Genomic DNA, 15093 nt, shown 5'->3' on the forward strand with positions numbered 1-15093 from the left:
TATTGCTACTAATATCAAACTTGTCTTATAATCTGGATGTCAGCTACCCTGTAGAGATAGCTTCAGAAAGCTGGATGAGTATTTACATTCAAACAAAATAAAATTCAAATCCTCTTACATCTGATTGTGAGAGGTTTTTTTGCTCTTTTAAACATTTCAACTGGTGTATTGCAGGATTTTACCTTCTAATGGATGAAAAACCGTGGGTTCCTATTGCAATCAGGATTTTATGTCTCAAAAAAAATGAGGTAGAGATATGAATATCTAAGCAATATACTTTATCCATTTTTCAGGTTAGCGAGAACCTTAAAAAGGCGTATTTTAAATATCGTTGAAAGATTTTCCACAGTATTTACAGAGATAGCGTTGGCGTGGACGGTATTTACCGTTCCTCTACACATCTTTGCTTCCGCAGCGAACACAAGCAAGCCTACTGTTAAAACGACTTTATCGAATACTCTTTAGCAACTTCGTGATTTTGTCGGGTTCATTAGGAAACAAGTCTTGTTTCATTGCTTCAAACAATGCTAATTGTTCTGATTTGATAATTCGTTGAATTCTTCATAGTTGTCTAACCACATTTTCGAACGCACCAGACCGCATTATATCAAACTATTATTGTGGTCAAGCAAGCAACAACCTATACGAAAACAGCATAAATAAAAATATGCCTTAGCACACTTATACCCGTTTATTAACTTTAATCAGCGGCGATAATAAGGAAAAAAGGATATTGAAGGCATGGATTTGCATAACAAGATTAATGACTTACTAGAAGCTATCCAAGAGAGGCAAGCAGCAAGAAGAAAATTATTAAAAGTGGATGATTTTGAGACACAAGTTATCTCGGAAATTGGAAATGCAAGAACCTATCATCAACTTGGCGGTTATCCAGTTTTTTGGCAATGCATTTCAGAGTTAATAGAGAACGGAAAACTTATGAAGCTATCCGAATCTAAGACCAATGGAAAGAATCCTCCATTGCACCAACGTTATTGGCTTCTTCCTAAATATGCAGAGAACCAATGGAAGAAAGAAGAAATAGCCAAAATGATGGGGTGCTTGGATTTAAGTTTCTATCTAAACAATAAAAAACACCAAACTGAAGAAGATTGGCGATTTATAAATAGAATCTATCAATTTCTTATAAGTAGCAACGAAGAAAGTTTGGTTATTAATCGAGAGGAGCGTTCGCAAATGCTATTTCGGAATGAAAAGTGCCCTAATGACATTGAAGCCGAGAAATTTCTGTCATCTCCAGAAGGAAGTCGTCTGCTGAATCGTCTAAAGCTAACAGAAAAAGAGCTAAAATATAAAATCGTGAGAGAGCCCTTCCATTATTGGGAGAATAAAAAGGCTCCTGAGACTCACAATCAAGAAGTGATAATTGTTGAGGGTCTTGCCACTTATAACACGTTGAAAGAAATCCTGACATTAGAGCTGCCTTGGAATTTTGGACCTATACCGCGATACCTAATATGGGGGGAAGGTTATAGAATTGAACGAACCATTGATTACCTTAATGAAATTGCGGACAATCCAAAAGACCTGATAATTCGTTATGTCGGTGACATGGACTATGAGGGCTATAACATCTTTGTCAATTTAAAACAAAAGAACTGGGACTTAAACATCTCATTAGCACATGCCTTCTACTCTTTCTTAGCATTTCAAGCGGAAGAATTCTCGACCAGTGTTTTCACTAAACAGCGAATAGTAGAAAGCTACTTGCCGGTACTGAAGGCTGAGTTTGAAGGCTATGAAGAAGTTTACTTAGCCATTGAGGAGTTATGGAGAAACAACAAACGAATCGCCCAAGAGTGTCTTAATTTTGAGACAATCTACCAGAAAGGGGGATTCTATTAATGGATAGAGTCATGCAGTTATCGCTTGAAGATATTGGAGCACGTTACAGGACACTCATACCGGTTTGGTTACTTGGAACTGGAGCGGATTTCGGAGAGTTAAACCCATACGCCAGGCATCTTTCTTTTGGGTTGTTGACCATCGTTTTTTATCAGGAATTATTGGATGATTTAAAACGCACACGACATGACTTAATTCAATCTGTAAAACAGTTAGCTCGCTGTATGGGACTTGAATGCACAGAGGAAGAAGCCGAAAAAGTTGTAGATGCCATAATGGTTAATGCTCATAGTAAAAAGCATACCTTCTCATTCCAGGAACAATATTATGACGAAGTGACCGGTAAGTGGGAAACATTTAGATTTCAATATTTGGAAGTTGATAGAGATGTAAGTGATTTAGACGAAGGAAATATCATTTACACTTTAACTTCTGAGGCGAAGGAACTCTTCTTGAATACGAATGAAATACAAAAGCAACTTCCGATATCCATTCAACAATTATTAGTTGAGCTGCTGATAGAAAAGGGAGATTTAAAATCCGCATTAAGGATGTTGGAGTCGCTTAATCATCGTGTTTTAACATTGTTGAAAGAAGAAAAAATCCACAAGGACGAGCTTCTTCGGAACCCTAAGGAAACCATATATAAACAAAACAAACGGTGGAGCCATCAATTAGTTGAGGTAGAAAACCAATTCCGAGAAGAAGCAGAAAAATATGCGAAATTAGACAGAATCCTCAAGAAAATTGCTATTGCTCCTGAACACCATTCAACGTATCTGCAAATCACTAAAAGATTGATTAAGACAAGAAATTTGCATGATAATCTAGCGAAAATGGTTATTGAAAATATCAGGATTGAATTAGAAATACTTAATAAGTATTTCAGGAGTATTTGGTTAAGCAATACTACCTCCTTCCGCAAAACGATATGGGAGCAACAGGCAAAGGTAGTGGGTTTTTCAAGACCGGACGACATGCTCGATTTAGTCGAGTCTATGATTTCACCTAGTAAGCCTTCGATACTGCCTTTAGAGTGGGGAATCGATAATCAGACAGAATTACCGGTTAATACATTCGCGGGGCGCAATAGAAGTCCTCTAGAACAACTTGAACCCGTTACGATGGATTGGGAGTCCATACTTCTATTGTGGAAACCAGTAATTGACGAACTGATTAAAAATGGGAAAGTTTCTTTGGGTTTCTTGAAAGAGTTAGACGAGTTCACATTAGCCAGATGGGTAGAAAATCGAGAAGCATTTGATTTCTGGTTAGCATTTTCATCCTCTGAGGAACCATTTTTAATCAGCAAGGAAAATCTAGAAGACGAGAATGATGATAAAGCTATTTTGCTATCAAAATTAATGGCAGTTTATCCAGAACTGGACATTCTTTGGGGCAAGGAGATTGAAAGTATTCCAGTCACTGAAACCACGATTCTAAGAAATAAAGTAGATGTATCAAAATTTATTCTGATACTAAAGGAGGAAAAGACAGATGAACCAAGCTCAGGTCCAGGAAAACGCAGCTAGATTATTTGCTGAGTTGTGGCAACACAAATATCTCCCGAATGACCATGCGTATGTTCATGCCTATGTGGAATCTCAAGATGTGCGGAACTGTTTGAGAAGGATGACTGAACAATTTGGGTTCAAGATTGTTCGTACAGAAAAAAATATGCACATCATGGCACAGCCGGGGAAGTCGTTTTTAACCAACCCAATAAATGAGTTGCGAAAAAGTGTAAAAAGTTATGAAACACAAACAGACCTTTACCTGATGGGTGTTATCTGGATGGTCATATTTTCAGAAGCGGATAATGAATTAGCAGGCACAATCAAATGGGAAAATGACGGTTTTTCTTATGGTGAAATTGAAGATTTAGTAACGAAAACATTGAACCATTGGCAGGAGCTGAATGAAAGTTCGGAAGGTATCTTCGCTAAAGAATGGTCGCTTGCAGTGACAAGAATGTATGCCAAGTGGAAAGTATTAAGCTTCAACAAGATGGTGAAGGGAAGGGTATCTTATACAAAAGATACCCGACTAGGGTTGATTGATTGCGCTGCTAGGGAGTTGGAAAAGGATAAAATGGTTTTCATTGAGCAAACGGCTCAAATGAGTAAGGTAACACCCAAGCCAGTCTTTTATGAACGTTTAAAGGCAAGATTTGGCAACATGGATAAGTTCCAAGACCGATATGATTTATTGAAGGTATTGATTGAGGATGTAAGAGAAAGTGGAGAGATGGGGGCGTAATGAAAACAAAATTTGAGAAATTGAGGGTTGTCATATTGAAGTACGATTTCATGGAGGTACTTTCGGAAAATTTTGAGCTAAATTTTACTTTTCCTGAACACCATCCGGGTATGATTACCTCAAAAACGTACTTTTATGAACGCATTAAAACCCGTATTGGCAATATGATTAAAAAACGAGACCGATGTGGTTTATCGAAGGCATCAATTAAGGATGTAAGAGAAAGTGGAGAGGTGAGAGCATAATGGAAGCAAGATTGGCGAAAATGCGGATTGTCGGATTGCAATACGATTCAATGGAGATACACACGGAAAATCTTGAACTTGATTTTACGCTTCCGGAACATCATCCTGGTCATGCTATGTACAGTCTTCGTAATGGTGGAGGTAAAGGTGTCTTTCTACAAACCTTGATACAAACTCTTGAACCTGGCTCACCGTGGAAAAATGAGAAAAATAAAGTAAGTCACTTTTTTTATAATAACGAAGGGAAGCCCGTATATTATACTGTCCATATTATTCAGGAATGGTATTTGTCGGATATGAAAAGCGTGATATTGGGCATATCTATTGCACCGAAATTTACCTCATTGGGAAGGGATACAGATGCCTCCTCTGTGGGTCTTGATTATTTTACCTATGTCAAAGAAGTGGGTCCCCTTGAAAAGGTTGATATTTTCAAAGATTATCCATTTGATAACTTGTGGGATGAAAAAGAGGAAGAAAGCCTGAGTCTCGATGAACTGAAAGCAAACTTAAAAGATGAAAACGATTATATGTTTTTTCCTATGCAAGATGTTGAGGGGTACAGGGAAAAAATTGAGGAATACGGAGTGACGGAGGCAACCATCTCTATTATCAAGCAAATCAATACTTCCGAGGGGGATTTTGGGGATTTCTTTAAAGGGGCTACTGATAATTTAGGTCTCTTTTATAAATTACTAATTCCAACCATTAACGATAAGATTGAAGGAATTGATTCAAGGAACAAAGGTGATGTCTCGTCTATCAGTGTAACGTTCTTGGATACTCTGAAAATATCTAAGGAGTTACCTGACTTGCTTGCGATGGTCGATAACATCGAGCAAATCAATGATTTAATCCTACCTTTAAAAGAAAATTTTGAAATGGGGAAGGTACTGGAAATGTCATTGGAGGATTGTATAGGAAAAGGAATATCGTTACTAGAGCTTCTAGAGGCGGTATCTGCCGAGAAGATGAAAGACCTGTCGGAAAAGGAACAAGAACAAGCTCAACGCAAGAAAGAATTGTATATGACGGAATGGAAATTTCACAATGTAGACTACATTTCATTGCGCCAAAAGAAGGATGCCTTAGATGGGGAATACTTTGAATTGGAGCATAAGCAGAAGAAAGAAGATTTAACATTAAAATCGGTTAAGAAGGATTTAACGGAATCCAAAGTGCGATTGGAGTTAAAAAGGAGAGAAGACCTGGTCAAATCTATTGATGAAAAAAATCATAGCATTGCTGCGCTGATTGAGTCAGAAGACACTTCAGCTTCCAACAAAAAGATGGAAGAAATAAAGCAATACTTTTTGGCGAATTGGAATGAAATTTCAAATCAATGGAAAAAAGAAATGAACAGAAATGCGTCTTCAATGAAGGCTCACGAAGAAAAATTGATGTCACTACAAAGTGAACTCCAAACTGAGAGAGAAGAGTGCAGCGAGATTACATATCAGTTAAGGGATGTAGAGAAGGCAATAAAACATCATGAAGAAAAAATACGAGAAGCAAACAGTCGATATGGTGATGAATTAACATATCTGATTTATGACATATTGGTGTCAGTTGAACAGGAGCATGAAAAGGAGTCGTCAGCTTTACAAGACAAACTTGAGAAGAAGGTTGAAAAAGAACAGACTATCCTTAATCTTAACGTAGACATCGGAAAGAAAGAAGTGGAAATTGAGACTCTTAAATTAGATATTGCAAAAACAGCAGAGAATGTGAGGGCGTCAAAAGAGAAAGAAAATATGATTGTAGATGGCGCTTCCTCTCTTCTAAAAGAGCCAATCACCGCTGAATTAGAAAGACACGAATATGCGGAATTAAGAACGCGTCTTGAATCTCATCTTCAATCGTATAGGGATAAATACCAAATCGAGCTCAGGAAGAAATGGAACTTGGATGAAGATGTATTTCTAATCGAGGAAGGTGAAAGCAAAGGATGCTACATTCCTAATAAGGATTTACTCAAGGTTAAAAGCTTGTTGGATGCTCAAAAAATAAATACTATGTTTGGTACAGAGTTTTTGAGTAAGTTAACCAGGGATGAAGCAAAGTTTGAACTAGAACGAAACCCGGCAATTCGATATAGCATTGTGGTATTGGAGGATAAATTCGAAGGGTTAAATCTTTCATTTATTGAGGAAGAATTGCTTCGAAACCATGTTGTATTAATTGACCGAACACAAGCAAGTAAAAAAACAAAACATATAACAACCAATCCGCACCTAAATAAATTGGATGAAGTGAATTATGTGTTAAAGGACTTAAGCTTCCTATTTATAGAAGACGATGTTGAGTATCAACAATGGAAAGCAACTTTAGAGAAGCAAGCTGATGATATTGATTTTGAACTGGAAACTATAAATAATGTAATTAAAAAAGCTGAAAAAGTCATTGGGCAAATCATCCGCATTCTGGATGAGCCGATAAAAGTGGAGTTAGACAACAGCTATCTTCAATTAGTGAAAGGTGAAAAGGCGGTACAAGATAACTTAATACTGCTTCACAAAAAGCTGGATGACACGCTACAAGATAAGCAACAGTTAGAAAGTGATATAAGCCATACTGAAGCCGCTGTAAGGAATCTGGACGAGCAAATGAAGGAACTTGCAGCTCTAAATAAAGCTATCGAGGAAGATAAGAAAAATAAGAAAGAGAAGTCCAGACTGGAAGAACAAAGGAGTTATAAGGTAAACCTAATCAACCAACTAACACAATCTTATGACCATCTTACAACTCAAAAAATCAATAACGAACTCAGTTATAAAGCTTGGTTTGAATATGTGAATAAGCATTTTAGGATTCTTAAAAGGATGCTGAAAGATGTTCACATGACAGTTGCAGATGAGGTTGCGTCCTATACCGGTGATGATCTGCGCCCACAATCTTATCCACACAGTTTATCTCCTGAAGCATATAGAAAACTAGTGGAGTACCAGGAATTTGAAGCAGATGTTAGCAGCAAGAATGCGAGAATTGCTGATATTAGGGCAGAAGCAAAAGTATTGAATGAGAAATTGGTGGACATTGAAACAGAGCTCCAGACCATATGCGGAGATAATAAGTGGAAAGAAATAAATGTTCCTGCGGAAGACATTCTTCATCTTGCCAACGATGTTAAAAAGAATGAAAAAAATATGGTAGAGGTTCAGAAGAAACTGGACAAGATTCATGAAGATATGAGCTTGAATAACAAAGAAATGGCATCAGTTAAGAGTAGCATAGAAGACAAAGAACTAGAAATGGAAAAGGATTTCCCGGAAGAAGGAGCTCAGTACATTGACAAAGTGGATTGCAAGGAAGCTAAAGAGCAATATCGATATCAGCGTAGATTATTAAAAAGAGAGATTAAAGAAGCTGATGTTCTCATTGCTTCATTACAGAGAACTATGAACGAAATTGAAAACACTGCTCGCTTCATAAGGTCGAATAATTTCCATTTAAGCAAAAAGGCTGTTCCATTATCAGAAAAAGAAATAATAAAAGGAATGAACAATCCTGGAGAGTTTTATTTTGAGTGGAACAGTATTTTCACTAAGTTCCGAAAGCAAAGCGAAGAGTGCCGTGACTTTATTAGGGGAAAGGTCAATAAATTGAAGGACAAGGTTGAAGCATTTCAACATCTGCCGGAACACTACAAGAACGAATTGGTTTACTTCCTATCAGCTATACGGGATATCGAATACGACGAAGCCATCAACAACTTGAATAACTATCTGGATTGGGCGAAACATAACTTGCAGAATGAGCTGGAGCAAAAGGAAAAAGCTGATAAAGCGGTTGGGTTGTGGGTCGACAGAAGCTCAAGAAGAGTCTTACAAATTGTAAGGGAACTGGAGAATCTTGTATCAAAAATGACTATTGTAAACTGGACAGGGGAACGTTTTCCGCTTATCAAATACAATAAGCATTTTCCTTTCCCGACTAACCTGGAGGATATAAAGGTTCTTGTACATGAGTTTTGTATGAATGAAATTGATTGGTATGTAAAGAAAGGAAAAAAAGACGTGGATGATTTAACGGTTTGGGATGTTGCAAAAACTGTTAATGTCTCCAATGTAGTATTGAAGGCGTTAGGTCAGTATCCGCGACTGTTGATACACATACCAGGAATAGAAGGTGCGCTCCTGCGAGGAAGTGCGAAACATGCCAAATACAAAGAATGGGAAGTAATCAACAATGGCAGCGTTGACTCGGCGACGAAGAGTGGAGGACAAACCCTAATGGCACAATTCATCGTTATAGCGATGCTAATGAGGCAACGCGTAGATGAAAACAGCTCCTTATTTCTTGTGACGGATAACCCTTTTGGTACCATGTCGGCAAATGAATTGGTTGAAGCAACGTTTAGTTTGCTTGATTTACTTAATATTCAATGGCTAGTGGTAGCTCCACCAATCACAAATGTCCAGATAACCGCTAAATTCCATACCGTTCATAATATGAGTATTCAAGTGAAGGAAGGCAAGAAGGTCTTAACTAAGAAATTATTTAAGAATTACCGGAAGTTCTTAAATAACATTAGTGTCTTGGATAACAATGCGGATAAAGAAGCTTGATAAGCGATCCTGCGTTATTCGGTTTTCCTGGAAGGCTTATGTATGGATACAGTATACTAAACGTATTTTAATGAAATTATATGAGGTGCACACCTATTAGATAGGTGTGCACTTTTGAATTCATCAATTTTATTAAGGGATGTTCTCTTAAGGGTTGAACAAACAGAAACTTTGTGTTCGAATAAGAAGATGTGTTTATAGAGGAACGGTAATTATAAGACAATTGGTTAGTGAATTGCATAATTGATATGTAATAAAGCAAATTTCACAATGTTATTGATATCTTATTAATTTAAGTTTCAATGAGCTATTCTAAAAAGCAAAAAAAACAGCTATACAGCAAGTCATTTATTACATGAAAAGATTGAAATATCGTTAATTCATGGATTATTCCAATTCCAAACAAAAGGAACGAGACGACCAATATGATTCCTGACGCATTTCCATTACAGCAGTAGCAATAAATAGTTTTGTCAGGACAATAGAAAATATTTCAAGGACAGGAAAAAGTTCGAATCAAGCGAACTTTTAGGTGTAAAAAAAACAGAGCAATAATGTTTAACTCTGCTCTGTTTTTCTTTCTTATAATATTAGAAAGTTGTCATCGACTTCTATAAGAGACATAATTGCTACCAATATAAAACGTTGAAAAGACATGTCTGCTTTTTTAAAAAGTGTTATCTTTACAATTTAAAATAACATCTTCCCCTCGTCATCTTGATATAAATTTTCTCTGCGTATTAGCATATCGCTTCGGAAGTTCTTTCAAATCAAAATTCAACCGAAGGTCTTTTCCGATTACTTTAACGAGCTGCCAAGCACTTTCTTTAAAATTTCCATAACCATTCATATACTTTAAAAATGGGGTTTCAAAAACTTTTTTCGCATCCAAATCAAATCCAGACGGAGAATCTACTCCATATACTCTATATGCTATTCGTTTAGTATATAAATCATATCCTGCATAAACCGGGGGATTTGTTTCATTTTGCAAAGTAAGCTGAATTGCAATGTCAAAGACTCTTCCATCTATCTCAATCCAAGAATGGTCAAAAAACAAGGCGTTTTCAGTTAAAACTTCACCTATACACAAGTCATTTTCTATATCCTGTTCCTTCAATAAAACATGAAAAACACTAGAGATTAAATGGCATGCTCCTGGATTAGGTTTTTTCTTGTAATAATCAGATATTGCAAAAAATGTCTTGTAAATCTTATCTTTTTGTACATGTTCAAAAGGTATTTCGTCAGCAACAACTCGAAAGGATTTTGTCTGGGTCAAAATTACACCTCATATATAAAATATTTTTTTATAATTTTATCAACTGAAATTTTTATTAACAATACTTTTCCCTACAAAGTTCTCATTTTACCGTAAATATGTCTTGCACAGTATAAAGACAAATACGCCAAAATAATCATCCTAATAGAGTAATTGTCTTTAACGAATATTATTTATTTACCAGTACTTCCCAGCACTTTAAACATTACAATAAATAATTCCCGTAGAAAGAAATTAAAAATTATGATAAAATCAAATTAGGAAAATAAAGGCAATGTAACCTTTGGGTTCAACCTCGCTGAAAAGTAGGTTGGACCCTTTTTGCATTGTTAAAGGAGGGATTTTGATGTTGAGAACAGAAATGCTGCTACACCGCCTTGAAGAAATCGGAAAATCACTGGAAAGAAAAGGTGGTGCACTCTTATTGTTAGGTGTCGGTTCTGTTGGAATCGAGACTGCTCGGATGGACGATTATTCAGATTTGGATTTCTTTGTCATTGTAAGGCAGGATCAGAAAAGCAGATATATCGACCATTTGGATTGGCTAGAAGAAGTTCACCCATTAGCGTATTCTTTTAAGAATTCGGAGATTGGCTATAAGATTATGTTCGAGGACGGAATGTTTGGAGAATATGCAATATTTGAGGAATCTGAACTGCTTAATGGTTCTTATACGGAAGGAAGAATCGTTTGGAAGGATCCCTCCTACAACAATACAGGAATTTCAAAGCCTTCGAACCCGATACCTAGCCTCAGAAAAAACTCCCTAGACCATCCTTTGAACGAAGCTTTAACGAATCTCTATGTAGGACTCTGCCGCTATGCAAGGGGAGAGCGACTATCAGCGACGAGGTTTGTGCAAGGTTATGCTGTGGACAGAATTTTATCCGTCCTTCATTTGATCGAGCAAGAGGTGGATTACTTTCCCGATCCTTTCGGAAACGAGAGGCGTCTGGAAAAAAGATTCCCTCGTTTCGCGGAGATTATTGCAGACATGGTACAGGGATATGAATATGTACCTGAATCAGCTCTTTGTATTTTACATTTCATAGAAGAAGTGTATCCTGTTAATCAAAAATTAAGTGATGAAATACGACGGTTAGCCAACATATGCAGCCAGTAGCACAGGAGTTGTAAACTAGCTATCCAAAGAGCCAAATTTCTTTATAAGGAAATTTGGCTTTTTCGTTATTTTTCGTGTGGATAATGACATTTTTCACTCCTGAAGGATTGAATTTTTCATCATTTGAGTAGTAACTTCTATGCATTAATCTAGTTGCGATATAATTAAAACCGAACATTATAGTAGGTATTTAGTATTAATATTCGTATTTTTATTGATAATCCCATATCTGTTTGTTATATTAGAAAAGTAGTAAAATGAAATATTTACTCGTATATACTCGGTAATATGGTCTGAGTGTCTCTACCCGGTTCCCGTTAAAGAACTGGACTACGATTTAAAGTGTATGGAGAATCAGCTTGTTTGTTGATTCCAACTTTTGATGCAGGGTTGCATGTCTGCGTCGTTGTTTATACTTGAACTCGTAGGTGTAGAGGGTAGAAATTATTCTATTTTCTAGGCCTTTTTCTTTTGGTCAGAGCAGCAAGAAAATACTACTTAGGAGAGATCACGTATGAAAAACATTATGGTAAGAAAGTGGACTTTGTTAACAATGGTTGCGGTACTGTTAGTGTCGGTATTTGCAGGTTGCAGTTCTTCGACTCAATCAGCAGCAGGTAAGGAAAAGGAGACGCAAAGACCAATCATGGTTCAAGGGCCTATGCCGATTGAAGCGGAGAAATTTGCAGATAGACTGGAGAACGTGAAGGAAGAAAAATCAGGATCGTTTGTATTTTACATAGGGACGTTAGATAATTACCCGGTCATCGTTGCAAAAACCGGTAAAGGAATGGAAAATACGGCAGCAGCTACTGCCGTTGCCATTGAGAGATACAATCCGATAGCCATCATCAACCAAGGAACATCAGGTGGGCATGATGCAGACTTAAACGTATTCGATATTGTCTTAGGGGAAAGAACAACCAACCTTGGTTCTTTAAAGACAGCGAATAAGGATGAAAATCAAGGGACTGATCCAACGGAATGGATACCGATGGACCTGATGGCTTCGGAAGGTAGTGCAGGTGAAGATCCTAATGCCGAAAAGATTCGTTATTATGAGGGAGACAAAGAGCTTCTCGCAGCTGCCAATGCCGTGATAGATACCTATACGGAAGGGAAAATTGTTCAGGGGACTATCGGCTCTGCAGATGTGTGGAATAATGAAGTCGATCGAATTAAATGGTTCCATGAAAAATACGGCACATCCGTAGAAGAAATGGAAGGGGCTGCAGCTGCTCAAATCGCAGACGCCTATGATATCGCATTTCTAGGGATAAGAATACTATCCAATAATAAAGTGAACGGAGGCACATACAACCCCGAAACAGCAGCAGCCAACCAAGGATATGTGTATGAAGTGGTGAAAGAATACATTTCCACGTTGGATGGAGAATAAAGTAGTTGAGAGAAGCAAAGAGATAAAATGAACGATGCTAGTGAAAAGTCCCCCATTTCTGTACAACGAAATGGGGGACTTTTTATGCTAAAAGGACAGAACTCATACAGAGTTCTGTCCAAATATAACATTCTACCAAATCATCTCCGCAAATTCCGGGTGGTCGATGAATGGATTGCGGTTTCCTTGGTAGGTTTCGAAAATGATATTGTTGCGGCGGATTTCTCTTGCATCCACTGGGTCTTGTGCGTGCCATTGCAATAGGACGGACAGTTTACCGTGGAAAGGGGCACTGCCGTTGTTTACTAAGTTATTTATCTCTAAATCTAGCTCCCCGCTGTCTCCTTCATAGCGTACCGCCATATAGAAAATCATGCGTGCCACGTCGCCTTTTACTTCGTCACGTGGTTCCCAGGAGTCACTGTCATAATAGTTTCCTGGTGCTTCAGAGCTCTGGCTTCCACCGTTATCAAAGTCCAGGTTTCCTCTGGAGGAGTTTACAGTCACATCGGTTGGGCGCAGGTGGTGAAGGTCTGTTCCAGGGCCTTGTGCGGTACCAAAGTCACCGTGGGATTTTGCCCACACATGCTCGCGGTTCCAGTCGTCTACTCCGCCTCCGTTTGTGAATTTGGATTGCGAACGGCCGGTATACAGTAAAAGAACATTGTTAGAGTTTGCTGGGTCTTCGTCTGTATTGCGCAACGCATCCCATACGGCATCATAGGATAGCTTTTGGTGATCGTCGATGATGTTATGTAGCGCTGTTTTTAATGCCGCTCCTGTTTTCCCTTCTGCAGAGCTGTAATACTCACCATAGCTTGGTGGTGGGTCAGTAGGATCTGTGGTCCCTCCATCCACTACCTCAAATGCAGAAGTATTTTTCACACCAGAATGAGAGAAGTAGGCTGCTAAAGAACCAGTTACCTTCAGTTTTTTCCCCATTAAGTCAGGGTTGCTCTTCAATCCATAGCCTGAACGGAAGGAAGATGGAATTTGAACATAGGTCATGTTCGCTGTGTTTGTTTCAGACGGGCTGTCGGCTAACGCTAATGCGTAGTCGTTCGGGAAATTGCTCGTAACTACGGTATTGGTTGCAGTTGGCTGACCGACAACATACCCTTCGACAGATTTAGTAGAACCGTCTTGATTGGAGTTTGCTTGACTGACAGTAAACGGAGAGCTCCAAGTACCGGAACCTGCAGCACTCATCTTATCAGGTACGGCGTGCGAGCATGCAAGGGTAAAAACAAATAGGATAATAAATAAACCTCTAACTCTTTTGTTTAATCGATTCAAACCGTTTCTCCTCCTCATGGTTGCTTCATTACCTATTTAGCGTATATCAGGAGGATTGAGAATGGTGTAAAAATTTTGTAAATGGCGATAAATGAGTCTTTTAGCATGGGGGAGGGGAGTTGAGGGGACAGGATATCTGACTCATTTATACTTTCATACATAGAAGGGGGCAAAAGCCTGTTCCTCCGCTTGCACTTCAAGGTTTTTCAATCTAATAAACGAAAAGACGGTTTTCGTGCTTTCAGTAAGAAAGCTCGAGTACCGTCCTTTTGTTTCTTATCGTCATAAATTATGTTGTATATTCCATTTCACTTTATGTTTGGCAATCATGGCTTTTTCTAGTGCTTTAACTGTATCGACGTCTTCTGCACCATCCCCAACTACCAAAACAGAAATTTTCAGGAGATGAGAGCTTTCATGCATTTTTTTTCCTGAACCGTGTGTGCGAGCACTATCACTATTCCTAACGTAGTCCCTTAGCCGTTTTCGGAAACCTCCATTATTGTACTCTATTGCCCTGCCGAGGTATGTAATCTCACCATTCATTTCGGCTTTATATAATCCAATAGATTTGTTGTAGGTTTGTAGATTCTCTAAAGAAAGTGAACTTAGAGTTCCAAGATAAATCCACCGGCTATCCCATTGTGATAATGTCAAACCTCCAAAAGTGACGTCACCATTTTCCTTAATTTCTACTGTTTTAATATTTGAGTTGCCTGTATATAGATTTATCCTAGCTTTTTTTATTTTTTCTTTTTCTTCATGAACTTTTCTCGCGTAGGCTGGATCATTCATTTTGTTTGATTTTGCAGCAAGGGTAACCTTCTTTTCGTAATCTGAGATTCGATTTTCTGCTCTTTTATGCAATTCTGCTTGTTTTTTAGCCCCTTCTTTCTGTAGTGCCTCGATAATGGCAGGAGCATTTTCTATAACGTTACCAGCAATCTTACCGACCTTATTCCAAAACCCCATAAAATTTCTCCTCCAAAATTAAAGTAAGCTCAAAACTCACCATGTGCTTGAACACGTAGAAGGTTCGTAAACCTGTCCCTAAG

Annotated in this window: 10 protein-coding genes, 1 pseudogene and 1 riboswitch; of the genes and pseudogenes, 7 read left to right on the forward strand and 4 right to left on the reverse strand. The window is 38.0% G+C overall.

Going from position 1 to position 15093, the window contains the following annotated elements; all coding sequences use genetic code 11:
- Nucleotides 1–184: 184 nt before the first annotated feature.
- Nucleotides 185–581, reverse strand: a pseudogene (locus FIU87_RS03290) (IS1595 family transposase); the annotation flags it as partial.
- A 160-nt stretch (nt 582–741) separates the two neighbouring features.
- Between FIU87_RS03290 and FIU87_RS03295 the strand changes: the two are divergent.
- From FIU87_RS03295 to FIU87_RS03315, 5 genes are read left to right on the forward strand one after another with little or no spacing between them, the layout of a single operon-like run.
- Entirely contained in the window at nt 742–1866 is a 1125-nt protein-coding gene (locus tag FIU87_RS03295) for a Wadjet anti-phage system protein JetD domain-containing protein (protein ID WP_152443269.1), read from the forward strand.
- A complete protein-coding gene (locus tag FIU87_RS03300; protein ID WP_152443270.1) occupies nt 1866–3398 on the forward strand; it encodes a hypothetical protein in 1533 nt (510 codons plus the stop codon). The genes FIU87_RS03295 and FIU87_RS03300 overlap by 1 nt, the downstream gene beginning before the upstream one ends.
- On the forward strand, nt 3364–4125 hold the full coding sequence (locus tag FIU87_RS03305) for a DUF6063 family protein (RefSeq protein WP_152443271.1): 762 nt from the start codon (nt 3364–3366) through the stop codon (nt 4123–4125). Before FIU87_RS03300 ends, FIU87_RS03305 begins: the two co-directional genes overlap by 35 nt.
- On the forward strand, nt 4125–4370 hold the full coding sequence (locus FIU87_RS03310) for a hypothetical protein (RefSeq protein ID WP_152443272.1): 246 nt from the start codon (nt 4125–4127) through the stop codon (nt 4368–4370). Before FIU87_RS03305 ends, FIU87_RS03310 begins: the two co-directional genes overlap by 1 nt.
- Nucleotides 4370–8938, forward strand: coding sequence for a coiled-coil domain-containing protein (locus FIU87_RS03315; protein ID WP_152443273.1), 4569 nt, complete (start codon nt 4370–4372; stop codon nt 8936–8938). The genes FIU87_RS03310 and FIU87_RS03315 overlap by 1 nt, the downstream gene beginning before the upstream one ends.
- Before the next feature lie 712 nt (nt 8939–9650).
- On the opposite strand, the gene FIU87_RS03320 is transcribed toward FIU87_RS03315, so the two are convergent.
- A complete protein-coding gene (locus tag FIU87_RS03320; protein ID WP_172970933.1) occupies nt 9651–10220 on the reverse strand; it encodes a transglutaminase-like domain-containing protein in 570 nt (189 codons plus the stop codon).
- A 346-nt stretch (nt 10221–10566) separates the two neighbouring features.
- On the opposite strand from FIU87_RS03320, the gene FIU87_RS03325 reads away from it, so the two are divergent.
- Nucleotides 10567–11343: a hypothetical protein gene (locus FIU87_RS03325; RefSeq protein WP_152443275.1), complete on the forward strand. Its 777-nt coding sequence runs from the start codon at nt 10567–10569 to the stop codon at nt 11341–11343.
- Between the two features lie 250 nt (nt 11344–11593).
- A riboswitch (purine riboswitch) is annotated at nt 11594–11696 on the forward strand.
- 161 nt (nt 11697–11857) lie between these two features.
- Complete coding sequence (locus FIU87_RS03330; RefSeq protein ID WP_152443276.1) at nt 11858–12742, forward strand: 5'-methylthioadenosine/S-adenosylhomocysteine nucleosidase; 885 nt, start codon at nt 11858–11860, stop codon at nt 12740–12742.
- Nucleotides 12743–12874: 132 nt separating this feature from the next.
- Here the strand turns inward: FIU87_RS03330 and FIU87_RS03335 are convergent, their stop codons facing one another.
- A complete protein-coding gene (locus tag FIU87_RS03335; RefSeq protein WP_253905566.1) occupies nt 12875–13951 on the reverse strand; it encodes an endonuclease in 1077 nt (358 codons plus the stop codon).
- Nucleotides 13952–14320: 369 nt separating this feature from the next.
- Nucleotides 14321–15010, reverse strand: coding sequence for a hypothetical protein (locus tag FIU87_RS03340; RefSeq protein ID WP_152443278.1), 690 nt, complete (start codon nt 15008–15010; stop codon nt 14321–14323).
- Between the last annotated feature and the right edge of the window lie 83 nt (nt 15011–15093).

It is taken from the genome of Bacillus sp. THAF10 (assembly GCF_009363695.1).
Classification (GTDB): domain Bacteria; phylum Bacillota; class Bacilli; order Bacillales; family Bacillaceae_I; genus Sutcliffiella_A.

Excerpts from the sequence above, each read along its gene's own strand:
- FIU87_RS03330 (WP_152443276.1), top strand. The coding sequence starts at position 11,858 with ATGAAAAACATTATGGTAAGAAAGTGGACTTTGTTAACAATGGTTGCG.
- FIU87_RS03300 (WP_152443270.1), top strand. The coding sequence starts at position 1,866 with ATGGATAGAGTCATGCAGTTATCGCTTGAAGATATTGGAGCACGTTAC.
- FIU87_RS03295 (WP_152443269.1), top strand. The coding sequence starts at position 742 with ATGGATTTGCATAACAAGATTAATGACTTACTAGAAGCTATCCAAGAG.
- FIU87_RS03340 (WP_152443278.1), bottom strand. The coding sequence starts at position 15,010 with ATGGGGTTTTGGAATAAGGTCGGTAAGATTGCTGGTAACGTTATAGAA.
- FIU87_RS03325 (WP_152443275.1), top strand. The coding sequence starts at position 10,567 with ATGTTGAGAACAGAAATGCTGCTACACCGCCTTGAAGAAATCGGAAAA.
- FIU87_RS03305 (WP_152443271.1), top strand. The coding sequence starts at position 3,364 with ATGAACCAAGCTCAGGTCCAGGAAAACGCAGCTAGATTATTTGCTGAG.
- FIU87_RS03310 (WP_152443272.1), top strand. The coding sequence starts at position 4,125 with ATGAAAACAAAATTTGAGAAATTGAGGGTTGTCATATTGAAGTACGAT.
- FIU87_RS03335 (WP_253905566.1), bottom strand. The coding sequence starts at position 13,951 with ATGAGTGCTGCAGGTTCCGGTACTTGGAGCTCTCCGTTTACTGTCAGT.
- FIU87_RS03315 (WP_152443273.1), top strand. The coding sequence starts at position 4,370 with ATGGAAGCAAGATTGGCGAAAATGCGGATTGTCGGATTGCAATACGAT.